The sequence below is a fragment of the Halomicrobium sp. HArcht1-1 genome (assembly GCF_058933285.1).
The window spans coordinates 946764-973579 of the sequence record NZ_JBZYDL010000001.1; the positions used below are offsets into that span (position 1 = coordinate 946764).

The following is a 26816-nucleotide window of genomic DNA, read 5'->3' on the forward strand; positions in this document are numbered from 1 at the left end:
CCTCGATCACTGGACGGAGACGTTGTTGTACGCCGAGACGATGCTGAACTGGTCGACGGGGTGGGCCCGGAAGTCCGAGACGTGGCTCCGAACCCCGAAGCTGTTCTTGATGTTGTACGACGGGAGATGGACCCGGTCTTCGAGCACCGTCTGGATGGCGTCGACGTACCACTCGCGGCGCTGTTCGTCGTCGTTGGACTGGCGGGCGTTCATGATCTGTTCGTTCATCGACTCGTTGCGGTAGTAGGTGCCGTTGTTCGTGCCGATCTGGTCGTGGGCGAACAGGAAGTACATGAACGTGTCCGGATCCGGCGAGCCGGCCCAGCCCAGCGTGTACATGTTGTAGTCGTCGGTGCTGCCGGTGACGTACTGTTCGAGGAAGGCTCCCCAGTCGAGGCGCTGGACCGTCGCGTCGTAGCCGGCCTCGCTGAGCCCGTTCGAGACAGAGACCCCGATCTGTTCGCGCTTGTCGTCCGGCGGGACGATAATCCGGGGCTGCCAGTCGTCCGGAACGTTGTCGTTGTCGTCGAGCAGCGACTTGGCCTGGTCAACGTCTGGCTCGTGGGGGATCTGCTGCCACTCCTCGACGGGGAACTCCCAGTCTTCGGAGATCGCTCTGGGAACCGGTGCGTACTGTCGCTCGCCGGTCGGTTCGACGTACTGGCCGACCGCGTCGTCCATCGAGAAGGCGTAGTCGATCGCCTCCCGTACCTCGGGGTCGGCGGTGGGTCCCTCGTTACAGTTGAAGGCGAGATAGAAGTAGCTCGTCCCGAGGACCGACTCGATGTTGGCCTCGCCCATGTTCTCGACGGTCTCCCAGTTGGCGGGCGGAATGTTCTTGACCACGTCGTTCTCCCCGGTTCGGAGCGTCGTGATCCGGGTCGTCGGCTCTTCGACCGGGACGAATTCGATCTCGGCGAGGTTCGGGAGTGGCTCTCCCCAGTAGTCGTCCCAGCGGCTGAGGCGGACGTACTCGCCCTCCTGCCAGTCGTCGAACGTGAACGGGCCGGCTCCGACGGGGCTGGACGTGTTGTAGGCGTCCTTGTCCGATTCGCGGACGGACTTGTCGACGATCTCCCACGGGAGATACGAGTCGAATGCCCCGAACTGGAACTGCAGGTCGAACTGGACGGTCGATTCGTCGACGACGTCGACGGTATCGATCATGTTGAACTCCCCGGCGTTCTCCGTCTCCTCTTCGACGGGGGCCTGGAAGGAGTAGGCGACGTCCTCGGCCGTAACTGGGTCGCCGTTCTGGAAAGTGGCGTCGGTCCGTATCGGCACGATCCACCGCTGGGCTCCGCGCTCTACCTCCGGCATGTCGGCGGCGATCTGTGGGACGAGATTGGTGCCCTCGTCGTACGTGTACAGCGAGTCGAAGACGAGCATCGCGACCTCGGAGGAGGGTACGTCGTTCAGGACGACGGGGTCGAACTCCACGGGCGATTTCGCCTGTGCGAACGTGATCGAGCCGTCGGTCGTGGCCGCTGTGTCGTCGGTGTCCGTCGCCGTGTCCTCGCTGTCGGTCGTCGTCTCTTCCGGTTGCTGTGCACCGCCGTCGCCGCCGTCACCCTGGCAGCCCGCGAGAGCGACGGCGAGAGCGCTGCCAGCGACGCCGCGGACGTACTGTCGCCGTGAGAGCCGTGCGATCCGTCCTGTGTGCTCTGTATCCTTCATGGAAGTTCACCAAGGATTCGCTCGGTGAGTTCTCTCGATACCGGTATAATCGGTTTTGATTGTTCACGATTATCGCTCCGATCCGCCGAATCAGCAGTTGTCTCACGACGAGCCTACCGGATTTCAACACGAACGTATCTGGAGCTAGCAACCGATTACTCGTCGACAGGAGCCGATTGACATCCTCCCGCGCCTGAAGACGCGGGAATCCCACGGTACCGCACCGCTGAGTTGGGATATTACGGTTCGCGGTTCACGACCTGTTCTCGCGGGGCGAAACTACCCTCGCTACGGTCGAACAGGTGAACCGCTGGCTGTGCCAACCAGCCGTTATCCCTATCACCGCCATCCGTGGCGAGACTCGGGAGTACCTTTTGTCGAATGTTCTCTGCGCCGTTCACGTCCGCGTTCGCAACTGTATCGCACTGTTCACACACGTACAGTCCACGTTCGACGCGCTGATCATCGTCGGTCTGTCCACACGCCGAACACGACTTCGACGTATCACGTTCCGACACCAACTCCATGTCGATGCCTTCGGCTGCTGCCTTGTAGTCGAGGAGCGTCGTGAAGCGGTCGAACGCCCACCCGTGCAAGTCGAGATTGCCGTGGTCACCCCAATTCCGAGATTCGTCGTTCTCGTCGTTCTCTCGGATGCCGCCGAGGTCGCCAACGACAAGCGTCCCGACACCTCGTTCAACGCACTCCTCGACAATCGCTTTCGAGAGTGCGTGCAAGAAGTGTGTCCGACGACCCGTTCGCTTCCGGTCAAGACGAGTCGCCTCACGAGACGAGGAATCGTCGCACTTGGCTTTCTGCTTCGTGAAGTAGTACTCGTCCTCTTTGAGGGCGCCGCCGGGATACAACACCGACTCACCGCCGAACGAGACGGCGGCGAAGTTGCAAATCCCGAGGTCAACACCAGCCACCTCGTCACCCGGTGGGTCCGGGTCGATGGTAGTGCGACAGACGAATTGAAGCCGCCACTCGTCGCGCTTGTAGACGGCACGAACCTGTTGAATGTTCCACTCGGTCAGGTCAATATCTGGGCGAGTCTCGTACTCGCAGAGAACGAAGTCTGAGCGGTGTTCTTTGAGGTTGCGGCCTTTCGAGAGGCGGACGCGGGTGAACTGTGCGTCGTGCTTGAAGCCAGCCGCTTTGAACGACACGGTTGAACGTGGGTGGGCGTCTCCGTTTTTGCGGTAGCCGGGCGGTCGAGCACGGTCGTCGCCGTTCCGACGCTTGCCGAACCACCCGTTGAACGCTTCAGCGAGTTCTTCGAGAACGCGCTGACTGGATTGAGAATGTAAGTCCGTGTAGCGTTCGTGGCTTTTGAGTTCGGCTTTGAGTTCCCCGTCATCGGGAATCTCGCCCGTTTCGTCCCACTGTTCTTGTGCGTAGTAGCGACCGACGTTCCAGAGTTTTGAGGCGGCCCACCCGAGATGGTCGAGGTCGTCACGAACCTGTCGCTGGTTCGTGATGGTAGCCTCGATGGTTCGGATGGTCCGACTCATTTTCTGGCTTCATAACCGGTTATGCGTACTGTTTTATTAATAGTACCGGTTGGCGTGGAATATCCAGTCGTGCCATCGAAGGTGGATTGTGAAGGAGTTCTCGGATTCATCCTGCGCCTCAAGGCGCAGGTATTCTCCTTAATTCTCTATAACTGGACTGTCGACGGGTCTCGACCGCCGACAGTCGCGGCCCAGAGACCGAAAGCCCCAACCCACCGGCCGTCGGTAGTCCAGAACGCGCGAGGGTAGCCGAGCCTGGCCAAAGGCGGTGGGCTTAAGACCCGCTCCCGTAGGGGTCCGTGGGTTCGAATCCCATCCCTCGCATTCTCCCGGATCGTTACTCCGAGCGCGACCGTTATAGAGCCGACAGCGACGGCTCGGTCACGGCGGTCCCCGCTGAACCGGTCGGATTCCGTCGGCTTGCCGCCGCCGAAACACGTATCCAGCGAGACCGAACAGCCCGGCGACCAGACAACCGCCGTAGACCGGGCCGAAGGCGACGCCCTCCCGTAGCAGCGGATTCTCCGCGAGCGGAAAGAGCGGCCGGGCGTCTGCGTACAGCAGCGAGTCGAGGACGACGTGGGACCAGGTCCCGACGAATGCACCCGCCAGCACCGGGCCGAGGCCGGTAGTCGGGGCCAGCCGCCCGATATCGAGCAGCGACTGGACACCGTCCGGTAGCGCGAACACGACGACGGTGAGTGTCAGAGCGACGGCGGTCGCTCCGACGAACGTCGTCAGGACGCCGTGGATCGGCCCGTCGAGGGGGCCGAACACGACCAGTGCGGCCCGAACGTCGACGACGACACTGCCAGCCAACACCGTCGGCAGATCGAGGAATCGATACAGGACGACACCAGCGAGTAGCGCCGGACCGAGATGGAAGGGCGTGAGCGGCATCGGTTCGATGGAGTCGTCGTCACCACTTGACTGTGATGGCGTGGCGACGGGCTTTTGCCCGCAAGCGGCCTACGGACGTGCAATGAGCGACGATTCGCCCGAGAGTGCAGCCAGTGCCTTCGAGGGAAACAGTGCGTTCGAGTCGACCGACGACGGCTATCGCGTGACGACGACTGCCTTCGAGGGCACCGTCGTCGTGGACGACGCGCCGGAGTGGCGCGTCGCCTACACCGTCACCGTCCGGGCTCCGACACTGTCCGCCGCGACCGTCGAGTCGGTCGGCGACGCCGTCGCAGACGGCTGGTTCGAGACGCTGGAACGCCGCCTCGAAGACGCTCCCAAAGCCACCCGGACGAGCGTCGAACTGGACACGTTTGCGGTCGAACGCGACGGCGAGAACGTCGTCGTCACATACGGGTTCGAACTGGGCAACGCCGACACCGCCGCACGGGTCGCCAAGACGTTCGTCGAGTACGTCGAGGGGACGTACGTCGAGGGGGTCGTCCCCGGCTACGAGTACGAGGGTGTGGTCGCCGACCTCGTCAACCAGGCCCAGACCAACGGCGAGGGCGGTGCCGGCGGGACGCCGCTGTAGATTCAGTTTCACTCCGGGCGTGGCGACGGTTCAGGTCCACCCCGGCCGGTCGCCCGGTTCCCCGGACTCGCCGTTGGCGAGTCCAGCCTCTTGACCCACGTTCGCGAGAGCGGCGCTCTTGTGAGCCCATCGGAACGCTTCGATCTCTGAGGACGGTTTTGCACGAGCGGTTCGCCGCAGCCGAACCCGAAGTTCAAAACGGTGGTTGTCTAGTCCATCGCGATGTAGGTCTGTGTGTCCTCGACGCCCTCGATCTCCTGGATCTGTTTGGCGGCGATGTCTTTGACCTCGGCGGGCGTCTCGACGACGACCTTCGCGATGAAGTCTACGTCCCCGGCGACGATGTGAGCGGCCGCGACGCCGTCGATGGCTTCGATTTCTCCTTTGAGCCGGTCGGCGTCGCCGGTGTACACTTTGACCATCACGTAGGCGACGACCATCTCAGGCACCCCCCATGGCGGCCGCGCGTCCGGTCTCGCCGACGACGATGCTGCGCACGTCTCCGAGCACGTCGAAGTCCGCGAGGACGACGAGGTGGTCGCCGAGATCGAGTGTCTCGTCCTCGCCGGGCAGGTCCAGCGCCTCGTCGCGCTTGCCGAACGCGAGCAGTCGGGCGTTGGCCGGCAGTTCGAGTTCGCTGATGGAGTAGCCCCGCATCGGCGACTGCTCGGTGATGGTGAACTCCACGAGCTGGAGGTTCTGATCGATGTCGGCGACGGCACGGATGTTCCCGCCCAGCAGGGCGTTCTTGGCGGCGATCGCCCCCAGGCGCTCGGGGTAGATCACTTCGTCCACGTCGCCAGCGTACTTGCGGTAGATCTCCTCGCGGTAGTCCTCGTCGATGCGCATCACGGTCCGGCAGTCGAACTGTTTGGCGATCATACAGGCTACGAAGTTGTCGTTGAGGTCGCCGGTCAGCGCGCCGAGTGCGTCTGCACGGTCGAGGTCGGCGTCGTCGAGGATCGTCTCGACCGCACCGTCGCCCTCGATCACGTCGTGTCCTTCTTCGCGGGCACGCGCTACTTTCGTGGGGTCGTTCTCCACGAGGACCACGTCGTGCCCGCCGTCGTCGAGCACGCGAGCGGTCCGGAGTCCGACGCGACCGGCACCCACGATAACGAATCGCATGGTAATGCTTACGAGTCGGGGGTGGATAAAGGTACCCCGTGGTCGAGACGCGGTGTCCAGATTAGCGATCGAAACTGTGAGAAACGACCGAACCCCCTCGCGGTGCTCGCCCTTCGGTGTCGCCACGCTCTCCGAACGCTGCCACGGAGACCGATCAGTTGTCCGCGTGCGCGAACACGAACGAACGCAGCAGCTTCCCGGCGAGCACCGCGGCCTGCCCGTCGTCGCGGTCGTTGACCTCCACCACGTCGAAGCCGACGGCGTGGGGCGCGACCGCCCGAACCACGTCGCGTAGCACACGCGGGGTCAGTCCGAACGGCTCTTTGGTCCCGGTGCCGGGCGCAAAGCCCGGATCGGCGGCGTCGATGTCGAGCGAGCAGTACACCCGCTCGTCCTCGAAGTCGGGCTCCCAGTCCGCGACCGCGTCGGGCTCGACGACGGTCACGTCGGCCTCGCTCGCACGCTCCCACTCGCTTCGACAGCCACTGCGGGCACCCAGCACGATCGCCCGGTCGGCGACATCCAGCGCGTGGCGGGTGACGGTCGCGTGGCTCAGCGGGTTGCCGGCGTACTCCTCGCGGAGGTCGAGGTGGGCGTCGAGACAGCAAAACACGTCCGGGTCGAGCGCCCGAACCCCGGCGACGGAGACGGTGTGTTCCCCGCCGATCAGGAGCGGTATCGCCCCGTCGTCGGCGTAGTCCCGGACGGTACCGCGGAGAAAGGCCAGATAGTCGGCCACGTCGTCGGTCGGACCGATGTCGCCGTGGTCGGCGACCGCGAGGTCGGTGAACCGCTGGTCGGTCCGTCGATCGTAGTCCTCGAACGACTCGGCGTAGTGGCGGACGCGGCGCGGCCCGAAGCGCGTTCCGGGCTCGAACGTCGTCGAGGCGTCGAGTGGCGCACCGACGACGACGTAGTCGGCCGCGTCGGGGTCTGTGGCCGCGCCAGGGAACATCTTAGACGATCTTGCGCTGTTCCTCGTACTCCAGGTACTCGATCTCGTCGTCGGGGTTGAGATCCTCGTCCTCGGGGATGCGCATCGTGAACGTGTCGTAGGTCTCTAAGTCCATCACCTGAGCGTCGTCGCCCGTGACGGAGACGACCTGTCCCTGCTTTCGCTGGATGATCGGCACCCAGATCTTCGCGTCGACGGGCTGGGAGAGCGAGCGCTTCTTGCCGTCGAAGACGCCTTTCCCGTCGATACGGGCCTTGGCACTGCCGTGCTTGCCCGGCTTGGCCGTGCTGTAGGCGGTGATCTTGCAGGGCGTCTCTTCCATCATCACGTAGCTGCCCTCGTCGAGTTCGCGAACTTCGGTCTGCTGTCGTGGCATACGCCCGGATTATCCATGTGCGAGTATAAACGGTTTGGAATGGCGGCGGGAAAAATTACGGACGACGGGGATCAGAACGGACACACCGAGGACTCACGGCTCGGCTGGCACCGGCTCGGGTGTCGTCGCGACGACACGATACACCGCGTAACCCCCCCAGACGATCAGTCCGAGGAGGATGATGTACGACCGCACTTCCAGCGGGACGAGCGCCTCGTGGACGATCTGGCCCTCCCCGTCGACGGGATGTCCGCTTCCGAAGAGCATCTCCAGCAGGCCGATGGCGACGACGCCGAACACGACGAGGCCACCGCCCAGGTACGCTGCGATCTTGTCGGCTGTGTTGAATTGTTCCATCTGTACTCACCTCCTTAGCCGATCAGGTACCGAAGCTTCGGGTGGTCTCGAACGAACGCGGTCCGCGCCAGGTACGCGTCGACGCCGAGCACGCGCCCGGCACCCAGGGTCGCGATCATGGCGAACAACAGGAGTCCCAGGAGGTCACCGGTGACCAGTCCGTGGGACCAGCCGCCCGTCTCGCCGTTGATGAAGTAGAAAAACAGCATCAGGAACGCCCCGAAGAAAGCGGCCAGCCGGGTGAGCGCACCCAGGATCAGCCCCAGGCCGATCAGCGTCTGGCCCAGCGGGATCATCACGTTCGTGAACGACAGCAGGATGCCGTCGCTGAACAGCGTGACGAACGGGCCGATGCTCGTCCCGGCCGCAGCACCGCCGATGAACCAGCTCGCGTCGAAGGGCCAGCTGGCGAACTTGTCCAGCCCCGCGTGGAGGAGCCACCAGCCGACCACCAGCCGCATGATCACGAGCCAGTAGGCCAGCCACGGTCCCGATACGCCGAACGTTACTTCCCGTCCCAACAGTCGCGTGTCTATCTGTTCTGGCACAGCTATCACTCCGGTGAACGTCTCAAAACGCTAGGTATTAAACGCTCGGGCCGGCACGGGCGGCTCAGAGACGGCAGCTGTCGTGGGTTGCTTACGGGTTCTGGGCACGAACTGGGGGGAAGGCGACCCCTCTGAACGACCGATAGGTCCGTCGAGTAGTACGAACGGCGATCACTCGTCGTCCGGTCCGTAGCTCGACGCGTAACCGGCGTCGTCGGCCGCCTCGCGCTGGCGCATGCTCTGTCGGGTGAACTGGGGAGTCGCACGCAGTCCCTTCGATCGGCGAAACGACAGGTACGTGACCCCAGCGACCGCAAGGGTCCCGACGCCCGCGATCGCCGTCGCTTCGACCGTCGAGGCGGCGTACAGCAGCGCCGTCGAGAGGGTGCCACTGGCGAGGATCATGCCGAGAATCAGACGGCGGGTCATCCGTTCGAGGACGCCGTCCGAGTCCTCGATGTCGGCCCGGACGTGCAGGTCCTCGCGTTCGATCCGGTCGAGCGCGGACTCCAGTTTCGGCGGCACCCGGACCATCGACTCGGCGGCGTCCCGGACCTCATCGGCCCGGTCCCGGGCGTACTGCTTCGCGCCGGCAGCGATGTGGCCCTCCTCCCGAAGGTACTCCGTCGCGACCGTGATGAAATCGAAGTCCGGGTCCAGCGTCACGCACACACCCTCGACGACCGTGGCGACGCGCAACACGAGTGCGAGGTTCGCCGGGAGTCGGAGCGGGAACTCGTAGATCGTGTCTTCGACCTGCTGGATGATCTGCTGGACGCGGTACTGTTCGAGGTCCTCGCCGCGGGCGTCGGCGATGGCCAGCTCCATCACCTCGCCCATCACCTGCCGGTCGGCCTCGGGGCTCAGCGTCCCCATCTCGATCAGCGCGTCGAGGATGGCGTCGATGTCCTGGCTCGCGACGGCCGCGTAGAAGTCGACGATCCGGTCCTGCACGAAGGGGTCGACCCGCCCGGACATCCCGAAGTCGTAGAACACGAGCGTCCCGTCGGACTGCACCGCGAGGTTCCCCGGATGCGGGTCGGCGTGGAAGACGCCGTCGTCGATGATCATCTGGAGGTAGCTGCGCTGGAGCGTCTCGGCGAGTTCGGTCCGGTCGACCGACAGCTCGTCGAGTTCCTCCACGTCGTTGATCTTCGTTCCGGGGAGGTACTCCATGGTCAACACCCGGTTCGTCGAGTGGGTCTCGACGACGCCGGGGATGCGGATGCGGTCGTTGTCGGCGAAGTTGCCGCGGATCTCGGTGAGCATCTCCGCTTCCCGGCCGTAGTCCATCTCCTCGCGGATCGTCTTCGAGAACTCGTCGGCCAGCGTCTCCAGGGAGAACGAGCGCGTCTCGCCGACGAAGTACATCAGGATCGGGAGCGACCAGCGGATCGCCCGCAGGTCGGCCTCGACGAGGTCCTCGATGCCGGGGCGTCGGATCTTCACCGCCACGGCGTCGCCGTCGACCTCGGCGCGGTACACCTGTCCGAGACTGGCCCCGCTGATGGCCTCGTCCTCGAAGTCGTCGAAGGCTTCGTCGACGGGACCGAGCTCGTCTTCGAGGACGGTCCGGGCCTCGTCCCACGGCGCTGGCGGCACCCGATCTTGCAGCTGGGCGAACTCGTCGATGTATTCGGGTGGGAGGATGTCCGGCCGCGTCGACAACAGCTGTCCCAGTTTGATGAACGTCGGCCCCAGCGTCAGCAGCGAGTCCAGCAGCCGGCCGGCGCGGCGACGGCGCTGTTCGGGAGTGACGTCTCTGGAGCGCCCGAAGAGGAGAAACCGGTTCCGGTCCCGTGCGTAGGACAGCCCCAGCGGGAGGAAGTGACGAACGACGACGACGAACCGCCAGTAGGCGCGGAGATTCACCGGTGTGCCACCCCGTGATCAGGCGTCCTCGACGGGGATCGTCGTCTCGGTCCCGACACCGGCCTTCGGCAGCCTGAGTTCGAAGACGCCGCGGTCGATCGTCCCCTCGGCACCCGTCCCCGTCGCGTCCGGCGGAAGCGGGAGCTCTGCGTCCAGAAAGAGCGAGCGGTCCTCCTCGACGTAGCGGAACTCCGAGCCCACGTCTTTCGCGCGCTGGGCCTCGATCACGATGGTCCCTCCGTCGACGCTGACGTCGAGCGTGTCGGCAGTGACGCCTGGAAGGTCGACGACCAGCAGGTAGGCGTCGTCCGATTCGAGCACGTCGGCGAACACCGAGGCGGGGAGATCCCCCAGGGCGTCACGGAGCGCTGACATACACGGGGGTTGGGAATGGTGGGCGAAAAAGGCCGCGGTCGCGGCCAGAAACGGTGTCGGGACGGCTCCTCGCCGGCCGGTCTGTGCGGTACTGGTCGTCGCCGACGGGACGGACACGGCCGGACTTTTGTTCACAGCGTCGAACAGAGAGACATGACCGACGCCACAGACGACCTGACGGCGATCGCCGACGCCCGCGACACGCTCACGACGCTGGTCGAGCCCGTCGAACGCACCGACACCGTCCCGCTGTCGGTCGCGGAGGGGCGCGTGCTCGCCGAGGAACTGGTGGCCCGCGAGAGCAGTCCCGCCGACGGGATCGCGGTCGACGACCGGCTCTTTGCTCCGGGCCACCGCCTGCGCTCGACGGACCTCGGACTCCTGAAAGTGGCCGGCATCGACGACGCACTTGCCGTCCAGCGCCCGACTGTCGGCGTCGTCCCGACCGGCGACGAGCTCGTCCAGCGCGAGGCAGACGCGGGCGAGCGCGTCGAGACGACGGCGTTCACGCTCTCCCAGCACGTCGACCGCTGGGGCGGGAAGGTGACCTACCGCGACACCGTCGGCGAGGACCGCCACGCGCTCCGGGCGGCGATCCAGCGGGATCTGACCCGCGACGCGCTGGTCGTGACCGGCGTGACGGCGGACGATCTCGTCCACGAAGTCGTCGCGGACCTCGGATCGATCCACGTCGACGGCGTCGCTAGCGATCCGGGCCAGACGGTCGCCGTCGCCACCGTCGAGGAGCGGCCGGTCCTGCTCGTGCCGGAGTCTCCGGTCGACTGTCTCGTCGCCGCCGTCCAGTTGCTCCGTCCGCTCGTCGCCGAACTCTCGGGCGCACCGCTGCCCGCTCACGCACACCACCACGCCGCGCTGTCGGAGCCAGTCGAGAGCGCGCCCGGCGTCAGGACTCTGGTTCCGGTCGAACTGGCCGATCACGTGGCGACGCCGCTTGGCGACGGCGAGCCCACGCTCCGAGACGTGATCCGGGCCGACGGCTGGGTCACCGTCGAAGAGAGCGACGACGGACTGGCCGCCGAAGCGTCGGTCGGCGTGATCGACTGGGAACACGCCTGAGACGGAGCATCGTCGATCGTTACTGGATCGACAAGAATCCGCACGAGCTCACCTCATCTCGCCGAATCCGGTGACGCGGCGATCACCGAGGACACACTGGCCGCGCTCTGCGGGATCGTAGCGCTCGACGTGGATCGCGTCGAGCCCGGCGTTCCAGGCGGCACCGATGTCGTCGGGGTCGTCCCCGGCCAGGACCCCCTCGTGGCCGTCGTGGGCGACGCCGAGGTCCGTCATCGCCATCTCGACGGGCGTGGGATCGGGCTTCCAGCCGGTCTCGTCAGAACAGCACACGACCGTGTCGAACCAATCTCGGATGTCGAGTCGCTCCAGCACGGGATCCGTGAGGTACGACTGGCAGTGCGTGACCACGCCGACCGGCGCGTCGATCTCGCAGATGAACGACTCGGCGTCGTCGTAGAGGTACGTCGCACCCGCACGGTCGCCGGGCTGCTCGACCTCGTGGAACGTCTCCCAGAATCGTTCGGGGTCGACACCGCGCCTGCGCAGGACGCGTTCCCGGAGGCCACCGATCCCGTACCAGAGGATCTCCGCCTCCCGCTCGGTGAAGGAGACGCCGAGTCGGTCGCCGACCGCCGACACGACCGTCGGTGGGTACGACGGGTCGATGTCGACGACGGTCCCGTCGAGATCGAACAGCCAGAAGTCGTAGTCGGTGGGGGCCATCGGGACTGTGTCGGTACGGCTGGCGCGAGTAAATAGCTTCTGGGCCGGCGAGCCGTGCAGGAACCTGCTACGGCCTCGTAGCCGCCGGCTACTCCGACGCGACCCTGATCGAACTCCCCAGGTACTTCCGGAGCACTTCCGTGACGGACTCGGCGTTGAAAAGCGCCAGGTCGTCCGCGATCGCCGCTTTCAGTGCCGCGAGATAGGCCTCGTCGGTCTGGAGCTCCTGAAAGCGCACGTCGTCGACCGGGACGCCGAGCGCGTCCTCGGTCTCCGTCCGGAAGAACGCGGGGTCGTTTAGCTCCCCGCGCCAGCAGTTGTCCCGGAAGAACAGCCATCCGTCGTCGCCGGGCTGGGCCGCCTCCCTGTACAGTACCGTCTCGACGGTCGACGGCTCGGCCGTCAGATCCGGGCGGTCCGGTTCCAGGCGAACGGTAGCTCTGAAGACGTAGCGGGCCGAGCCGCCGTCGCCTTCGGCTGGCTGCTGTGTCATACTCACGTCGACGGCCACCGCCGGCAAAACGGTTCGCACGGCCGGCAAAGTATAACACAGTTCGGGCTGAACCCCGAAGCGTCCTCCATGAATCTCACGCTCGACAGCGGCAAACTCCTGTACGGACTGGGCGTCGCGTTCGCACTCGGCGCGCTGGTGTATTTCGCCCGTGACGTGGTGTTCGGACTCTCGATCACGGTGACTGCGGCGCTGTTGCTCGTCGCGTTCGTCGGCTTCCTGCTGGCCGGGCTGTACCGGGAACGGGACCTGCTCGGGACCGTCGCGTTCACCATCTCGGGGCTCTCGTACGTTGTCTTTCTGGGCTACGTCGTCTCCCGGTACGAGCCGGGCGAGACGGTCGTGTTCTTCCTCTTGGCCGGCTCGGCCGCGCTGTTCGTCGGCCTGGGCTACGGCGTCAGGGAGGCCGGTATCGCTCTCGGCCGTCGGACGACGATCGGCGTGGTGATCGCGCTGCTGGTCGTCAGCGCCTCGCTGGTGACGGCCGACGCGCTCGGCGGCGACGTGACCTACACCGTCGAGACGAACGACACCACGACGGTGGCGCTGTCAGGCGTCGGGAGCGACACCGACCGAGTTCGCGGGACGGCTCGCGTCGGCACGCTCACCGCCACGAACCCCTCGTGGTTCACTCGGCCGGTCGATCTCCCCTCGATCCGTGGCTGTCTCGCCGGCGTCGAGCAGGGGGAACGCAGTCGCGTAAACGTCGACTACGAGCCGGCGAGCTACGACACGCCGAACCGCCTCGGGGGCCAGTCGACGCGCGTCCACGAACTCACGGTGTCGTTCGACTTCGCCACGAACCAGACCGGGGATCGCCGCTTCGCCGTCGAACACCGGGGAGACTGCGAGCCGACGCGCTCGGAGCCGACGCTGTTTCTCGTCGTCGACCCGGACGACGACCGGATCGACTGACCGGGAAAACGGCGGCGACGATCCGCCCGACGCCAGTCGACGGCCGACGTGTTCGGCGGGCGTGACGGCCCCGACGGCCTCTCACTCGTGGATCTCGTCGAACCGCTCGGCCAGCTCGATGTCGTTTGCCGTGATGCCGCCCGCGTCGTGGGTCGTCAAGCGTACCTCGACCTCGCGCCAGCCGATCGTCATCTCCGGGTGGTGAAACGCCTCCTGTGCGAGACCACCGGCAGCCGCCGCGAAGCCGACGCCGTCGAGGTAGGCGTCGAACTCGTAGGTGCGGACGATCTCGTCGCCCTCGCGATCCCAGTCGTCGGGTAGCTGTGTCGCGATCTCGTCGTCGCTGAGCAGGTCAGCCATGTCAAGTCCGACGGGCGGAATCGGCAAAACAGTTGGCCCCTTAGTCGTCGCTCAGCTGGTCCAGCATCGACGCGGGGATCTCCTCGCGCATCCCTTCCGGGATGTCCTCGACGGACATCCCCTCGGAGAAGGCCGGCGGGCCACCGGCGGTGGTGTCCGGCCCGAAGTCGGGGTCGAACAGCTGGAGCGCGGTGTTGATCGTCGACCAGTCGTCCTCCTGGGCGGCCTCGCGCAGGCTCTGGGTCGGTGCCGCGAGCAGCTGGGAGACGATCGCGTCGGCCATCGACTCGACGACGGCTTGCTGGCCGTCGTCGAGATCGAGCTTCGAGAAGGCGGTCTGGAGCTCGCTGGCCTTCACGTGGTCGGCGCTCTCGTACATCGCCGAGATGACCTGATCGGCTCGCTTTCGCTTGTACTGGTTGAGCAGTCGGTCGAACTCCTCGTCGACCATCGTCTCGACGGCGGTCGCGGCCGTGCGACGCTGGTCGCGCGTCTCCTCGGTCAGCGACTCCAGCGTGTCCATGTCACAGACGGTGACGTTCGAGAGCGTGTCGGCGTCCGTGGGCACGTCGCGCGGCTGGGCGATGTCGACGACGAACGTCTCGCCCGCGGTCGCCAGCGTCTCGGTGTCGAGCTGTGGCTCCGGGCTCCCCGTCGCGCTGACGACGACGCGGGCCTCCGAGAGCAGCGACTCGACGGCGTCCAGCGACACCGCCGTCGCCGCCACGTCGACCGTCTCGGCGACGTACTCGGCGTTGGGGACGGTGCGGTTGGCGACCACGAGCCGGTCGACCGTCGGCGCGAGGGACTTGGCCGCGCGCGTCCCCATCTCGCCGGCACCGACGACCAGTCCGGTCTCGCCGTCGAGCGTACACTCGTCGGTCGCGAGCCCGACGGCCGCAGAGGCGATCGAGACCGAGCCTTCGTTGATTGCCGTCTCGGTCCGGGCCCGCTCGCCGACGTGGATCGCCTTCGTGATGCCGTCTTCGAGCACCGAGCCGATACCGCCGACGGCGCGGGCGTCCTGGTAGGCTCGCCGGACCTGCCCGAGGATCTGGTCCTCGCCGAGGACGATCGATTCGAGGCCGGCCGCGACGCGGAGGAGGTGGCGCAGGCTCTCCTCGTGGCCCATCCGGACTACCGCGTCGTCGTCGACCGACTCGGTGAACAACGAGAGGGCGTCGTCGGTTCCCTCTTCGGTGACGACGTACCCCTCGATGCGGTTGCACGTCTGGAGTGCGAACGCTTCTTCGACCGCCGGATCCGTCAGGAGCGACTCGACCGCGTGGCGTTGGCTCTCCGTCGCCGCGGTCTCTCGGTCCTCGACGGTGGCGTGCTCGTGGGCGACGCTCACGCCAGAGATGACGCCCGTGCCTGCTTTCACGATAGATCACCAGTGTGCTCGTCGATCACGTCAGTAACTACTTGCCTAGTGTTACTCCCCGGACTATCTAAAGCCTTCCAAACGCGGCGAGATCTGACGGCGGCTCTGATCGCGTCGCGGCGCTCGGTCGGCGGGACGTCGCGCGCTTTCAGCTCGGTGCGAAGGTCGCCGGTCACCGCGGCCAGCTCGCCGACGCCAGCGAACTCCGTTTCGAAGCGCTCGCGCAGGTGTTTCGACAGCGCGGGGCTGGTCCCACCGGTCGCGACGGCGACGGTGACCGGCCCGTCTCGGACCGTCGCGGGGACGACGACGCTGCCCACCTCACGGTCGCCGTCCACGTCCGTGCGGTTGACGAGTGCGCCCTGATCGCGTGCGCCGTCGGCGATGGCCTCGTTGAGCGCTTCGTCGTCGGTCGCTGCCACGACGAGGGCCGGCCCGGTCCGCTCGATCCAGTCGGCGGCGGCCGCGGCGTCGGGGGCCGCTCTGACACGCTCGGCGTCGCCGAACTCGCTGTCGGCGAAGTCGGGACTGACGACGATCACGTCCGACTCGCGGTCGAACCGCCGGGCCTTGCGCGCACCGACCGGGCCGCCGCCGAAGACCAGGACCGTCTCGTCGGTGAAGTCGTGCATGAGCGGGAGCATCGCTCAGTCCCTCGTCGGCTCCTCGGAGGGTTCGATCACGTTCGCCTCGGCGCGCTCGTCCATCCGGATGCCGGTCTTCTTGAGGATCTCGGTCGAGAACAGCGTGTCCCAGTCCTCGTCGGAGACGTCCCAGTACTCGGCCATCCGGTCCCGTACTTGCTCGACGCGCCGGTCGCTCTCGGCCTCGCTGCGGCCGTGGGTCATCGCGAAGACGTTGTACTCCCAGACGCCGTCGTGGCGCGGGCGCTCGTAGCAGTGGGTGACGAAGTCGAAGCTGGCGACGGCGGGACCGACTTCCTCGACCACGTCGTCGGGGACGTTCCAGACGGTCATCCCGTTCTCCGAATACCCGAGCGCGTAGTGGTTCGGGACGACACCGACCCGGCGGACTTTCCCCTCGCGCTCGAAGCGCTTGATCGTCTCGACGACCCATTCGGTCTCGGCGTCGATCGCGTCGGCCACGTCGGCGTAGGGCGTCTCGGTCACCGGGAGCCCGCCCTGAATCGCTAACACCAGATCGAGTTCGTCGGGGGTCAGCCCGTCGCGCTCGGTGGGTGTCACGTCTGGCCCCAGCTCCGAGAGGTCGACGCTGTCGTCCTCCAGTGGCCCCTCGACGGGGAACTTCGCTTCGACGCGGAACTCCTGTTGTTTCGGGAGGTTGTAGGTCTCCTGGCCGGTCGCGTCCTCGATCTCGGCGAGTACCTCCGGGATCCGGTCCTCGTCGGCCACCGAGAGGACGAACCACATGTTCAGATGGGGGTGCTCCCGGCGGTAGTTGTGGGCCACCTCGCGGAAGTCGTTGACCTGCTCGGCCACCGCGTCGAAGCGGTCTTCGGGGGCGTGCATCGCCACCAGCGTCGCCATCCCGCCGATCGCCTCGGCGTCGATCAGCGCGCCGAAGCGAGTCAGCGTCCCCGCCTCGTCCATGCGGTCGATCCGCTCGACCAGTTCGGCCTCGGTCACGTCGATGCCCCGATCTCGCAGCGCCGCCGCGGCGGGCTCGAAGGGTCGCTCGACGACCGGGAATCCTCCCTGGAAGGCGTTGGCGATCGCGCGGTCGACGGACCCCAGCTCCTCACTCATGTCCGTAGCTCGGAACTCGGTCGGTATAAGCCCCGCGGGAGCACTGATTGGCGTGACCGAACGCGTCTCGCCGCCGCCAGCGACGGGGCCAGAGAGCACTGGCGGCGAACGAACTTTCAGCCTCGCCGACGTAACTGCGACGATGATCTCGACGGCCGAACTGGCGATCAGGCTGCTGACCTTCCTGTTCGTCCTCGTCGCCGTGCCGCTCTCGTTCGTCCTCATGTTCCGGTTTCTGGACTACATCGCGATGGACGACCTCATCGAGGAGTACCGCGAGGGACAGGCCAGTCCGCTCCGAGACCGCGGGCAGTTGAACGCCTACTTCGAGGCCAGCGACGAGGCGACGACGACCTGCCCCCACTGTGGTGCGGCCAACGGAGAGGACTACACGTACTGTCACACCTGTCAGGCGAGCCTGGAGTGACGCTGTCGGTGAGAACCGTCGCCACCGGGCGGCAAGTCCCCTCGTCCACCGCTGTCGGTACCGGAAGCGACAGCCGAGGTCGGATTGCTCACGGCAACGGCCGCCAGTAGCCCGCGGCGACGCTGCTACTCCCCGAGAGTCTGCAGGAACGTCTCGAAGACGCCGGTACAGTGGCCACAGAGCGCGTAGTGGTGTCGGTCGACCGGCGGCGTCGCGTGATCGGTGCCGGCGCGGTACCACTCGACGCCGACGGGCGGCTCCGAGAGGGGATCGCGACAGAAGCTACAGTCCTCGGCGACGCGCGCGTAGCCGGCGGCGATGGAGTCGGCGTCGACCGGCGGCTCGGGAACCGACGCCCAGCCGTCGAGCAGTTCGGCGACGGCGGGACGACAGCTCGGGCAGACGCCGACGACCGGCGGGTCGAGGCTGGCCGTCCGTCTGTCGCCGTAGCTCTGGAGGATCCACTGGTCGTCGCGACCGAGCGGGTCCTCACAGATCCGACAGACCGTCGACGGCAGACCGGGACGAACGAGCGTGTGATCGTCGTTCATACCGGCGGTGTCGACCGGGTGTCGTATACGCGTCCCGGAACGGCTCCGCGTTCCCACCGCGTGGCTGGGCCGGCGACTCGCCGTCGAACCGACAGGAGGTCGACGCTACGGTCAGCCGTCGGCGTAATCGTGGACCGCCTCCTTGATCGCCCTGCTCTCGATCGTCCCTCCGGTGTCGGCCCCGACGAAGAAGCCCTCGAACTGGCCAGTCACGAAGTGGTGGGCGCGAAGCTCCTCGAACTCGTGGATCGTACAGTGGAGTTCCCCAGCCTCGAAGAGATCCTCCAGATACTCCTTGGCGATGCCTTCGAGAACGAGGTTCTCGTGGATTGCGTCGGAAATGCCCTGCGTGTGCTCTGTGAGGTCTTCCCGGACGTACAGCAGTTCGTAGCCGTCCTCGTCGTACCTGGCGACGACTCGCAGCGCGTCGCCGACGATCGATTCGAGGTCCGACACGAGAGCTGCCTCGTCGTCCATGCCCATGATAATTGATGGCAGTCCACACCCCTTCAAATCAGGGGGTTCCTCCGGGATATCGTCAGCCGGCTGTCTCGATGGCCCGGAGAACGCCGCCACGAAGGAGACGCTCACCGGAAGCGACGACGCTCCGTGTCAACGAGTCACCGCTGCCACTCGTAGAACCACCACGCTCCGCCCAGCAACATCAGACCGACGCCGAGCGTCGAGGTCGCTGGTTCGGGGATGACAAACAGGACGAATCCGATCGCCAGCATCGCCACCGGTTCGGCCTCGTCGTAGTACTGGGTCAGGTCCATAGTCGTCGGTTCGCCGGCCACTGTCATAGTAGTTGACCTCTGTCCGACCGGCGGTCGTCGACACGGCAGGCACGCCGACCACACTGCTGTCGTGCGGTAGCTCTACATCTGTTCTTTGCTGTAGCTGTGCAATTATCTGGCTCGACCCTGAAAGCGCAGTTCCGGTACCGAGTGACTTTTCGCCGAGAACCGTCCTCAGTCGAAACACGGTGATTCCGTAGTGGTCGATGTCGGCGGTTCGATCGGGCTGTTACGCGACCGGGAGTTCGCCGCGCTCGCCGGGACCGCGTTCGCGAGGAGTCAGGCGTACTCGACGATCATCATCGCCCTCGCGCTGTACGCCGACCTGTTCGGTACGACCGGGACCGTCGAGGGGCTGTTCGGGACCGGCTTCGCGCTCGTCCAGTTGCTCGTCGTCCTGCCGCTGGGTCGTCGCATCGATCTGGGCGACTCGAAGCGGTACCTGCTCGTTGGCTTTCTCCTCAACCTCGTCGTGTTCGCGGGGTTCGTCTTCGTCGAGAACGCGATCCACATCGTCCTGATCCGGATGGTCCAGGGACTGGGCGCGTCGCTCCTGTGGATCACCGGCTCGACGATCGTCGGCGAGATCAGCCCCGACGGCGAGCGGGGCCAGTGGCTCGGCGCGTACAACCAGTTCGGCTCGATCTCGTCGCTGGCGGGCGACCTCGTGGGCGGGTACCTCCTCTTTGCCTACGGCTTTACGCTCACCTACGCCGTCCTCGCCGGGGTCACGCTCGTGGCCTTCGCGCTCGTGTTGCTGTACCTCCGGGACAACCCCGGCGGTCGGAAAGATCCCGACGATGCCGGCGGCATCGAGACCTTCCGTAAGCTGCTGGGCCGGCGGATGCTGCGCGCGCTCGTCGTCTTTCGTTTTACGTTCAGCGTCGGGAAGATGGCCGTCATCATCTTCCTCCCGATCTACGCCCGGACGAGCTTCGGCATCTCCGCGTTCGCCATCGGGTGGATCATGGCCGGCGGGAAGCTGACGAAGGCGATCACACAGGGGTACGTCGGTGACCTGACCGACCGACTCGGTCGCCACCACTACTTCGTCGCCGTCGGTGCCGGGCTGTACGGCGTCGGGACCGCGCTGATTCCGCTGGCAGCCTACTTCGAGGGGACCGTGACGCCGATCGAGTTCACGGCCTTCGGCGGGACCCAGGCGCTGGGTGGGGCCTTCTTCGCCCTCTTTGGCGCGTTCTCGGTCCTGGGGCTCGCCGACAGCCTTCGCCTGCCGGCGAGCATGGCGCTGTTCGTCGAGGAGGCCGAGGCCTACGACGCCGTCGCCTCCAGTTTCTCCCTGCGCTCGATCTCCTGGAAGGTCGGGCAGGTGACCGGCCCGGTCCTGATCGGCGCGATCAAAGAACTCGTGTCGCCCGAAGCCGCGTTTCTCGCCGCCGCGGGATTCCTCGGCTTCGCGACGGTCGTCTTCGTCGGGATGAGCGTCCGGGCGCGGCGAGCACAGACCCCGGTGGCGACGCCCGGCGACTGAGATCGGATCGCTGTCGTCGCCCCCCGATCTCAGGCCCCACAGGACTCCTCCCAGTACGTATCGACGTCGGAAGTGTTTCGAACCGTGTAGTTCGCGCCCGTGATCGAACCCGGGCGACAGTGGAGGCCGTGGAAACTCTGGAGGCGCTCCGTCTCGGCGTTGACGACGGCGACGAACAGCGTCTCGTCTTGTCGGACCTCGCGGACGGTGATGCGCTTGCGTTCGCCGGGTGCCAGCGTGTAGTTCGCGACCCGAGTGGTCGTCTCGGGCAGGTCGACGGTCGTGATGGCGTTTTCGGCTTCCGACTCCGCGCCGAAACCCGCCGCCGTCACGTCGAACTCGGTGGTGTCACCGTTCGCCCACTCGACGGTCACGTTCTCGCCGATCTGGCCGATCGACACCTCGAACCGGTAGCTGTCCGAGACCGCGTTTCCCAGCGTGATCGGTGTCCCGGCCGACAACGGCCCCGCGGTACAACCCGCGAACAGGAGCACGAAAAGCAGACAGAGCGCGGTCCGGGTGTGCACGATACCCGCTCTTTATCACCGCACCGCTTAATTTTACTGCTCGTGACTACAGCGAATCGATCCCGCCGGACGTTCCTGGCGAGAGCGGGCGCGGTGCTGGGAACTGGCGTCCTCGGCGGCTGTCTCTCGGGCAGCCGGAACCGAACGATCGCAGTCGGACCCGGACACCGAATGGTGTTCGAACCCGAAGCAGTCACCGTCCCATCGGGAGCAACGATCACGTGGGTCCTGAAGTCCGACAACCACAACGTCGTCCCGGCCACTGTCCCGGCGGGCTCTGACTGGGAGGGGACGCCGGGGCGAGCCTCGATCACGTACGGGACCGGCTACTCCTACGAGGCGACGTTCACAGTCTCTGGCACTTACGACTACTTCTGTCAACCCCACGTCGACGCGGGGATGACCGGCAGCGTCGTCGTCGAGTGACGATCCGAGCGAACCGGGCGTCGTGCCGGGTGGTTCACACCTGTGTCGCTACTGGAACGCCCGCTGGTACTGTGCCGGCGGTTCGTTGCGGTCGCCAGCACCGAGTTCGCGGGCGGCGTGGAGACCGAAGTAGGGGTTCCGGAGGAACTCACGGCCGACGATGGCCAGATCGGCCCGGTCGTTGCGGACGATCGCGTCTGCCTGCTGGGCCGTCGTGATCCCGCCGACGGTCCCGACGGCGACGCCGGAACTGTTCTCGCGGACGTGTTCGGCCAGCGAGAGCTGGAAGTTCGGTCCCACCCAGTCGGGAGCCGACTCGGGGACGATCCCGCCACTGGAGACGTCGATCAGGTCCGCGCCGTCCTCGGCCAGCGCGTCGGCCAGCCGCGCCGACTGCTCTACGGTCCACGACTCGCGGTCGGGGAGCCAGTCCGTCCCGGAGAGTCGGACGAACACCGGGCGGTCGTCGGGCCAGACCGACCTGACCGCTCGCGTCACCTCGCGGACGATGCGAGCGCGGTTCTCGAAGCTCCCGCCGTACTCGTCGGTTCGGTCGTTGGTGACCGGCGAGAGGAACTCGTGGAGGAGATAGCCGTGGGCCGCGTGGACCTCCGCGACGAGGAACCCCGCGTCACGGGCCCGCTCGGCGGCCGCGCGGAACGAGTCGACGATCCCCTCGATCTCGTCGACGGACAGCCGCTTGGTCGCTGGCGGGTCGTCGTGGGGCCACGATCGATCGGTCGGGCCGACGACCTCCCAGCCCCCCTCGTCGGGCGAGAGGGGCTCGCTGCCCTCCCAGGGACGGCTCTTCGAGGCTTTGCGCCCGGCGTGGGCCAGCTGGATGCCCGGCACCGCGCCCTGCGAGCGGACGAACGCCGTCGTCTCTTGGAGCGCCGCGGCGTGTTCGTCGCTCCAGAGACCGAGGTCCTCGGGCGTGATCCGACCGCGGGGCTCGACGGCCGTGGCTTCGGCCATCACGAGGCCTGCGCCGCCGACGGCCCGCGAGCCGAGGTGGACGAGGTGCCACGGCGTCGCGATCCCGTCCCGGTCTTCGACGGAGTACTGACACATCGGCGAAACCATCAGCCGGTTCGGAAGTTCCGTCTCCCGTAGCTCCAGGGGCGTCAAGAGGTCTGCTGTCATCGTCCGCGCTTGGTCGGCCGGGAGAAAACAGTTTACGATATATGACAGCGTAAACGACAGACGACCGTCTCATACTGCCGGCTGTCACTTCGTGACGAGCTTCGCCATCCCCGGGGTGGCGAAATCGTTCACAGATGTACAGCCGGTCGTATCAGTCTTCCGCCGCGGCGGACTCACCGCGGGGGACCGTCACGTCGGTCAACGCAGCCTCGATCGCCTCGCGGCGGTCCTCGAACTCACCGGGCAGGACGAGCCGGCCGCCCAGATCGTCGAGCGGTTCGTCGTCGGTGTACCCCGGTCCGCTGGTCGCCAGCTCGAACAGGATCCCCGCGTGTTCCCGGAAGTACACCGAGCGGAACCAGTGGCGGTCGATCTGGGCCGTCGGGCGCAGTCCGGCCGACTGGACGGCCTGGCGCATCGCCTCCTGGTCCGCGTCGGTGGGCGTCTGGAAGGCGACGTGGTGGACCGTTCCGTGGCCCTGGCGACCGCCCTCGATCGTCGGCAACACGTCGACGTACCGGCCGACGGTCCCCGCCGCCTCGAACCGGGTCCGCTCGTCGCCCGGCGTGTCGCCCTGGGCCGCTTCGGTGTCGCTTTGTTCCAGTCCCATCGTCTCCAGTAGTTCCATCGTCGGCTGGGGATCGGCGACCCACAGCGTCACCGAGTGAAAGCCCCGGATCGCCGCCGACTCGGGGACGAACTCGGTCCAGGGGACCGTCGGGTCGTCGTCGGGGATCTCGACGGCGACGAGTTCGACCGGGAGCCCGTCCGGGTCCCGGAAGGGGAGCACCGTCTCACCGAAGCGCTCGACGCGGTCGTCGTAGTCGACGCCGTACTCCTCGAAGCGATCCTCCCAGTAGTCGAGGCTTCCCTCGGGGACCCGAAACGCCGTCCGGGAGACCTGCCCGGAGCCGACCTTCCCCTGGCGGAGGTTCTCCCAGGGGAAGAAGGTCATACTCGTGCCGGGCGTCCCCTCGGCGTCGGCGAAGAAGAAGTGGTACGTCTCGGGGTCGTCCTGGTTGACCGATCGCTTGACGAGGCGGAGCCCGAGCGTCTCGACCCAGAAATCGAGGTTTCGCTGCGGATCGCCCGCGATGCAGGTCACGTGGTGGATGCCGGGTGTCGGCGATACGTCTGCCATGTCTCCGGGTACGCGTCGAAGCCACTTGAGTGCATGCTGACACCAGTGTTACCGGCCGGCGCGTCGGCGTGACGATTGCGGCGGCGGTCAGAGCGACCTCACGCCTCGACGAAGAACTCGGGCTGTTCGAAGGGCTCGTCTTCGCCTTCCACGTCGAGCACGTCCAGTGCCGTCACGACCGCGCCGGTGCCGACCTCGTCGGCGAGGTTGGGCTGGGTGCGCCCCTCGTCGCCGGAGATCAGTTCCTTCACGTAGAGCCCGCCGGCCCCGTGGACCTCGATGTCGGCGTGGCGGGCGTCGTCGAGTTCGCCCGCAATGTCGTACACGTCGCGGGTCCGAGTGATGTCGGCACGACGGTGGTCGACGCGCTGGGGCGTGCGCTGTTCGATCGTCGCGCCGTCGAGCGTCGCCATGGCGTCGTCGAGCGTCGTATCGTCGATCGGCTCTTCGAACTCTACGTCCATGCGGTAGGTCTTGGAAGCCTCGTGTTCCTTGACGCGGGCGACCATGTCGTGGGTCGCCAGCCGGAGCCCCTCGACCTCGACCTTGCCGTCGGCGAAGTCGTTGATCTCCGCTTCGAGGTCGTCGGTGTCGACGTCGCGGCGGCGGGGCTCTTTGATCTCGATGACGAAGGGACGACCACCCCCGAGCATCAGGGCGTCCACGTCCTCGCGGCCAGCGCCGTGAAAGACCGCCTCCTCGCCGTCCATCGCGTCGAGGACGACCGGCGCGGACAGTTGCTCGACGCTCTCGGGGTACCGATAGCCGGTGCCGTCACAGCCCGAACACTCCGCGCCGCGCTTGAGGCCGGTCGCGCCACACTCGTTGCAGGGCCACTTCGTCTGGGGGATGTCCCGTTCGAGCTTCCGGTAGCGTCCGTAGACGAACGCGGAGTTGACCTGTACGTCGATCTCGTCGGTCGCGAGGTCGATGGTCAGCTGTACGTCCGGGCGCTCGAAGTCCACTGCTCCGCCGGTCAGGTCGCCGACGCGGCGGCCGACCTCGCGGTTGAACTCCGTCTTGAGCTGTTCGCCAGCGAAGGCCTCGCGGTCGTCGTGGTCGGCGTCGGGCTCGCTGCCGTCCAGTCCCACGTCCTCGCGGAGCAACGCGTCGTTCTCCTCGAACAGCGGCGGCACCCGAGTGCCCAGCTGGTAGGTGGCGAACTCGTAGCCCTGGACCGCGGCTGCGGCCCGCTCGGCCAGTTCGTCGAACCGCGCGGTCTCGCCCTCACAGACCCAGCACTCTTCCGGCGGGTCGTAGGGCTCGTCGTCGTCGAGGGCGATCGTCGTCCGCAACGCCCGACCGCGCTCCGTGTTCGTCAGGCCGAAACTGCGCTCGGCGAACAGCCGGCCCAGACAGGAGTCACAGAGCGGGCCGGTCGAAACGGCGGCCCGAGCGTCGTCGAGGAGTGTCATTGCCGGTGAGTCGTCACGACGGCGTAATTCAGTTTCGAACCCTCACTATGCCTGGCCCCACGTCCAGCGGGCGTCGAGGACATACCGGTAGACGCCGCTGACGAGGGCGGCGAACACGTTTGCCAGTAGATAGTACATGCTGCCCCACTCCGAGAGGGCGTGGAAGATGCCGAGCTGGATCGGGATCGCAGAGCCACGGACGAGGTTCGTCTTCAACAGGCCGACGAGGAACTCGCGCCGCCCGGTGTTCTGTGTCGCCTCGAACGTCCAGGCGTTGTTGAGCACGTACTGGAAGACGATCGTGATCTCGATGGCGATCGTGAGCGCGACGAGGTCGTTCAGGCGTCCGCCCTCGACGAACAACGCCAGCAACGCCTGCTGGAGCGCGAACGCGATGCCGCCGACGACGACGAACCGCCGCAGCTGTAGGGCGAGCGGACCGCTATGGAGGTTGCGAAGCAGATTCCGGACCATCTACTTGTAGCCCAGCGCCTCCAGTCTGGCGTCCAGATCCTCGTCCATCTCGTCGTCGGCCTCGCTCTGCTCTGCCGCGTGTAGCAGGTCTGCGTGGGCGTCGACGAGCGGTTCGAACGCCTCGATCACGGCCCTGGCCTCGGCGTCGGGGCCGTCGGAGCGATCCGCCTGTTGACCGGGATCTGACGGCCGGTGGTACAGCTCCCGGTCGCCGGTGTCGACGTTCTCGATGTAACTCCAGTCGCGGTCGCGGACGCTGACGAGGAGGTCGCCGTCGTCGAGCGAGCGCGGGATGGGCTGGTCGGTGACTTCCTCGCCCCGGACCGTGACCGAGACGACCGGCTCGTCGGCCGGTGCCTCCCCCTCCAAGACGGCGGGGGCCAGCGAGTCCCCGCGCCACTCCGCTGGCGGGGAGACGCCCGCGAGGTCGGCCACCGTCGGCGGGAGCGAGTCGAGGGCGACCTGTCTCTCGACGCGCCGACTCTCTGCGTCCGGCACGTCGACGATCAGCGGCACGTGGATCAGTTCGTCGTACAGCTTCGGGTAGTGGGCGAGGTGGCCGTGGTCCTGGAACTCCTCGCCGTGGTCGCCGGCCAGCACGACGGCTGTGTCGTCGTCGTGGCCGTGTTCCGACAGGGCGTCTAACACGCGACCGACGCTGTCGTCGATCTGCCGGACGGCGCTCTGATAGAGCGTCCTGAGGTTGCCAAGCGTCCGGTCCCCGACCTCCCAGCCCAGCCCGGCGTGGAGGTGAGCCAGGACCATCCGGTGGGTCCCGAAGCGGTCGGCAGACACCTCCCGGATGTACCGCGGGGCCGGGACGTACGGCGTGTGGGCGTCCATGTAGTGGATCCACAGGAAGAACGGCTCCGAGGCCGATTCGAGGAACGAGGTCGCCCCCTGTTCGACGTCGAACATCCGCGAGGTGTCGAGGAACGGACGGTGGCTCTCTGCCGACGAGAGCCACGAGCGGGCGCGGCGAAACGGCGAGGTCGCCAGCTGGAGCCAGGCCTCCACGGTCGGATGGGTCGCGAGATAGCGGCTGTAGATGCTGGAGCCCACGCTGGCGACGAAGGAGTCGAACTCGTCGAAGCCGTCGTCGTACCCCCAGTGTTCGGTCAGGAATCCGTTGGCGGCGTTGAAACCGCCGGTGTGGAAGCCCGCGTCCGAGAGCGTCTCAGCGAGCGTCTCGACTCCCGTGACACCGATCCGGCCGTCGTCGGCGAACACCGGCGAGGACGCCAGCATCGAGGGAAACGAGAAGGGCGTCCAGTTTCCGTTGGCGAAGGCGCGCTCGAAGACCGTTCCCCGCTGGGCGAGTTCGTCCATGACGGGCGTGTGGCGATCGCTGTCGTACGGACCGATGGCGTCCGCACGGAGCGAGTCGACCGTGACGAGGACGACGTTCGAGACGCCGGTTTCGGAGTGCATAGGTGAGACGTGTCGCAACCGCCGACGGCCCCAGCGG

At 66.7% G+C, this 26816-nt stretch carries 32 protein-coding genes and 1 tRNA gene; 7 read left to right on the forward strand and 26 right to left on the reverse strand.

The window, feature by feature from the left end:
* Nucleotides 1–6 precede the first annotated feature (6 nt).
* Together AC5FRZ_RS05120 and AC5FRZ_RS05125 are read right to left on the reverse strand one after the other, a co-directional pair.
* Nucleotides 7–1677 (reverse strand): ABC transporter substrate-binding protein, encoded by a 1671-nt coding sequence (locus AC5FRZ_RS05120; RefSeq protein ID WP_493564060.1) that lies wholly within the window; start codon nt 1675–1677, stop codon nt 7–9.
* 239 nt (nt 1678–1916) lie between these two features.
* On the reverse strand, nt 1917–3191 hold the full coding sequence (locus AC5FRZ_RS05125; RefSeq protein WP_493564061.1) for an RNA-guided endonuclease InsQ/TnpB family protein: 1275 nt from the start codon (nt 3189–3191) through the stop codon (nt 1917–1919).
* Between the two features lie 239 nt (nt 3192–3430).
* On the opposite strand from AC5FRZ_RS05125, the gene AC5FRZ_RS05130 reads away from it, so the two are divergent.
* Nucleotides 3431–3515, forward strand: a tRNA-Leu gene (locus AC5FRZ_RS05130).
* Nucleotides 3516–3572: 57 nt separating this feature from the next.
* On the opposite strand, the gene AC5FRZ_RS05135 is transcribed toward AC5FRZ_RS05130, so the two are convergent.
* Nucleotides 3573–4091 (reverse strand): hypothetical protein, encoded by a 519-nt coding sequence (locus AC5FRZ_RS05135; RefSeq protein WP_372479457.1) that lies wholly within the window; start codon nt 4089–4091, stop codon nt 3573–3575.
* 82 nt (nt 4092–4173) lie between these two features.
* Here AC5FRZ_RS05135 and AC5FRZ_RS05140 point away from each other — a divergent pair, with 82 nt between their 5' ends.
* Entirely contained in the window at nt 4174–4686 is a 513-nt protein-coding gene (locus AC5FRZ_RS05140) for a DUF5813 family protein (RefSeq protein ID WP_372479456.1), read from the forward strand.
* 209 nt (nt 4687–4895) lie between these two features.
* On the opposite strand, the gene AC5FRZ_RS05145 is transcribed toward AC5FRZ_RS05140, so the two are convergent.
* The 8 genes from AC5FRZ_RS05145 to AC5FRZ_RS05180 form a co-directional block, all read right to left on the reverse strand.
* Nucleotides 4896–5126, reverse strand: a complete 231-nt coding sequence (locus tag AC5FRZ_RS05145) for an Lrp/AsnC family transcriptional regulator (protein ID WP_170093673.1) — start codon at nt 5124–5126, stop codon at nt 4896–4898.
* A 1-nt stretch (nt 5127) separates the two neighbouring features.
* On the reverse strand, nt 5128–5814 hold the full coding sequence (locus AC5FRZ_RS05150; protein WP_493564062.1) for a potassium channel family protein: 687 nt from the start codon (nt 5812–5814) through the stop codon (nt 5128–5130).
* 154 nt (nt 5815–5968) lie between these two features.
* Nucleotides 5969–6769 carry an agmatinase family protein gene (locus AC5FRZ_RS05155; RefSeq protein WP_493564063.1) on the reverse strand — a complete coding sequence of 267 codons (801 nt, stop codon included), beginning with the start codon at nt 6767–6769 and terminating at the stop codon, nt 5969–5971.
* Nucleotide 6770: 1 nt separating this feature from the next.
* Nucleotides 6771–7145, reverse strand: a complete 375-nt coding sequence (locus AC5FRZ_RS05160; protein WP_015762562.1) for a translation initiation factor IF-5A — start codon at nt 7143–7145, stop codon at nt 6771–6773.
* Nucleotides 7146–7238: 93 nt separating this feature from the next.
* On the reverse strand, nt 7239–7502 hold the full coding sequence (locus AC5FRZ_RS05165) for a hypothetical protein (RefSeq protein ID WP_372479454.1): 264 nt from the start codon (nt 7500–7502) through the stop codon (nt 7239–7241).
* A 14-nt stretch (nt 7503–7516) separates the two neighbouring features.
* Nucleotides 7517–8050: a DoxX family protein gene (locus tag AC5FRZ_RS05170; RefSeq protein WP_153552555.1), complete on the reverse strand. Its 534-nt coding sequence runs from the start codon at nt 8048–8050 to the stop codon at nt 7517–7519.
* Between the two features lie 171 nt (nt 8051–8221).
* Nucleotides 8222–9922, reverse strand: a complete 1701-nt coding sequence (locus AC5FRZ_RS05175; protein ID WP_170093677.1) for an ABC1 kinase family protein — start codon at nt 9920–9922, stop codon at nt 8222–8224.
* 18 nt (nt 9923–9940) lie between these two features.
* Nucleotides 9941–10297, reverse strand: a complete 357-nt coding sequence (locus tag AC5FRZ_RS05180) for an Hsp20/alpha crystallin family protein (protein WP_153552557.1) — start codon at nt 10295–10297, stop codon at nt 9941–9943.
* A 153-nt stretch (nt 10298–10450) separates the two neighbouring features.
* On the opposite strand from AC5FRZ_RS05180, the gene AC5FRZ_RS05185 reads away from it, so the two are divergent.
* On the forward strand, nt 10451–11374 hold the full coding sequence (locus AC5FRZ_RS05185; RefSeq protein WP_493564064.1) for a molybdopterin-binding protein: 924 nt from the start codon (nt 10451–10453) through the stop codon (nt 11372–11374).
* Nucleotides 11375–11422: 48 nt separating this feature from the next.
* On the opposite strand, the gene AC5FRZ_RS05190 is transcribed toward AC5FRZ_RS05185, so the two are convergent.
* Nucleotides 11423–12058: an HAD family hydrolase gene (locus tag AC5FRZ_RS05190; protein WP_493564065.1), complete on the reverse strand. Its 636-nt coding sequence runs from the start codon at nt 12056–12058 to the stop codon at nt 11423–11425.
* Between the two features lie 88 nt (nt 12059–12146).
* On the reverse strand, nt 12147–12551 hold the full coding sequence (lwrS, locus tag AC5FRZ_RS05195; protein WP_493564066.1) for an LWR-salt protein: 405 nt from the start codon (nt 12549–12551) through the stop codon (nt 12147–12149).
* 87 nt (nt 12552–12638) lie between these two features.
* Between lwrS and AC5FRZ_RS05200 the strand changes: the two genes are divergently transcribed.
* A complete protein-coding gene (locus tag AC5FRZ_RS05200; RefSeq protein WP_493564067.1) occupies nt 12639–13484 on the forward strand; it encodes a hypothetical protein in 846 nt (281 codons plus the stop codon).
* 81 nt (nt 13485–13565) lie between these two features.
* Here AC5FRZ_RS05200 and AC5FRZ_RS05205 read toward each other — a convergent pair whose 3' ends face one another.
* Genes AC5FRZ_RS05205 through ahbB form a run of 4 tightly spaced genes read right to left on the reverse strand, consistent with a single transcriptional unit; the run spans nt 13566 to nt 16955 of the window.
* A complete protein-coding gene (locus AC5FRZ_RS05205) occupies nt 13566–13844 on the reverse strand; it encodes a 4a-hydroxytetrahydrobiopterin dehydratase (RefSeq protein WP_153552562.1) in 279 nt (92 codons plus the stop codon).
* Nucleotides 13845–13884: 40 nt separating this feature from the next.
* Nucleotides 13885–15228 carry a glutamyl-tRNA reductase gene (gene hemA, locus AC5FRZ_RS05210; protein WP_493564068.1) on the reverse strand — a complete coding sequence of 448 codons (1344 nt, stop codon included), beginning with the start codon at nt 15226–15228 and terminating at the stop codon, nt 13885–13887.
* Nucleotides 15225–15872, reverse strand: coding sequence for a precorrin-2 dehydrogenase/sirohydrochlorin ferrochelatase family protein (locus tag AC5FRZ_RS05215; RefSeq protein WP_493564069.1), 648 nt, complete (start codon nt 15870–15872; stop codon nt 15225–15227). The genes hemA and AC5FRZ_RS05215 overlap by 4 nt, the downstream gene beginning before the upstream one ends.
* Nucleotides 15873–15875: 3 nt before the next feature.
* On the reverse strand, nt 15876–16955 hold the full coding sequence (gene ahbB / locus AC5FRZ_RS05220; protein ID WP_493564070.1) for a siroheme decarboxylase subunit beta: 1080 nt from the start codon (nt 16953–16955) through the stop codon (nt 15876–15878).
* A 142-nt stretch (nt 16956–17097) separates the two neighbouring features.
* On the opposite strand from ahbB, the gene AC5FRZ_RS05225 reads away from it, so the two are divergent.
* The gene (locus AC5FRZ_RS05225) at nt 17098–17382 is read left to right on the forward strand and encodes a zinc ribbon domain-containing protein (RefSeq protein WP_170095344.1); all 285 of its coding nucleotides are present in this window, start codon (nt 17098–17100) and stop codon (nt 17380–17382) included.
* A gap of 125 nt (nt 17383–17507) precedes the next feature.
* On the opposite strand, the gene AC5FRZ_RS05230 is transcribed toward AC5FRZ_RS05225, so the two are convergent.
* The 3 genes from AC5FRZ_RS05230 to AC5FRZ_RS05240 form a co-directional block, all read right to left on the reverse strand.
* Nucleotides 17508–17933 (reverse strand): hypothetical protein, encoded by a 426-nt coding sequence (locus AC5FRZ_RS05230; RefSeq protein ID WP_493564071.1) that lies wholly within the window; start codon nt 17931–17933, stop codon nt 17508–17510.
* A 111-nt stretch (nt 17934–18044) separates the two neighbouring features.
* Entirely contained in the window at nt 18045–18410 is a 366-nt protein-coding gene (locus AC5FRZ_RS05235) for a DUF7522 family protein (protein ID WP_240936954.1), read from the reverse strand.
* A 143-nt stretch (nt 18411–18553) separates the two neighbouring features.
* On the reverse strand, nt 18554–18709 hold the full coding sequence (locus tag AC5FRZ_RS05240; protein WP_170093688.1) for a hypothetical protein: 156 nt from the start codon (nt 18707–18709) through the stop codon (nt 18554–18556).
* Nucleotides 18710–18929: 220 nt separating this feature from the next.
* On the opposite strand from AC5FRZ_RS05240, the gene AC5FRZ_RS05245 reads away from it, so the two are divergent.
* Entirely contained in the window at nt 18930–20222 is a 1293-nt protein-coding gene (locus AC5FRZ_RS05245; RefSeq protein WP_493564072.1) for an MFS transporter, read from the forward strand.
* Between the two features lie 29 nt (nt 20223–20251).
* Here AC5FRZ_RS05245 and AC5FRZ_RS05250 read toward each other — a convergent pair whose 3' ends face one another.
* A complete protein-coding gene (locus tag AC5FRZ_RS05250) occupies nt 20252–20749 on the reverse strand; it encodes a hypothetical protein (protein ID WP_493564073.1) in 498 nt (165 codons plus the stop codon).
* Nucleotides 20750–20791: 42 nt separating this feature from the next.
* Between AC5FRZ_RS05250 and AC5FRZ_RS05255 the strand changes: the two genes are divergently transcribed.
* Nucleotides 20792–21175 carry a plastocyanin/azurin family copper-binding protein gene (locus tag AC5FRZ_RS05255; protein WP_493564074.1) on the forward strand — a complete coding sequence of 128 codons (384 nt, stop codon included), beginning with the start codon at nt 20792–20794 and terminating at the stop codon, nt 21173–21175.
* Nucleotides 21176–21223: 48 nt separating this feature from the next.
* Here AC5FRZ_RS05255 and AC5FRZ_RS05260 read toward each other — a convergent pair whose 3' ends face one another.
* The 5 genes from AC5FRZ_RS05260 to AC5FRZ_RS05280 form a co-directional block, all read right to left on the reverse strand.
* A complete protein-coding gene (locus AC5FRZ_RS05260; protein WP_493564075.1) occupies nt 21224–22318 on the reverse strand; it encodes an NADH:flavin oxidoreductase/NADH oxidase in 1095 nt (364 codons plus the stop codon).
* A gap of 151 nt (nt 22319–22469) precedes the next feature.
* Nucleotides 22470–23459: a ring-cleaving dioxygenase gene (locus tag AC5FRZ_RS05265; RefSeq protein WP_493564076.1), complete on the reverse strand. Its 990-nt coding sequence runs from the start codon at nt 23457–23459 to the stop codon at nt 22470–22472.
* A gap of 98 nt (nt 23460–23557) precedes the next feature.
* Nucleotides 23558–24874: a tRNA pseudouridine(54/55) synthase Pus10 gene (locus AC5FRZ_RS05270; RefSeq protein ID WP_493564077.1), complete on the reverse strand. Its 1317-nt coding sequence runs from the start codon at nt 24872–24874 to the stop codon at nt 23558–23560.
* Between the two features lie 45 nt (nt 24875–24919).
* Nucleotides 24920–25348 carry a GtrA family protein gene (locus tag AC5FRZ_RS05275; protein WP_170093695.1) on the reverse strand — a complete coding sequence of 143 codons (429 nt, stop codon included), beginning with the start codon at nt 25346–25348 and terminating at the stop codon, nt 24920–24922.
* Nucleotides 25349–26779, reverse strand: a complete 1431-nt coding sequence (locus AC5FRZ_RS05280) for a sulfatase (protein WP_493564078.1) — start codon at nt 26777–26779, stop codon at nt 25349–25351.
* Between the last annotated feature and the right edge of the window lie 37 nt (nt 26780–26816).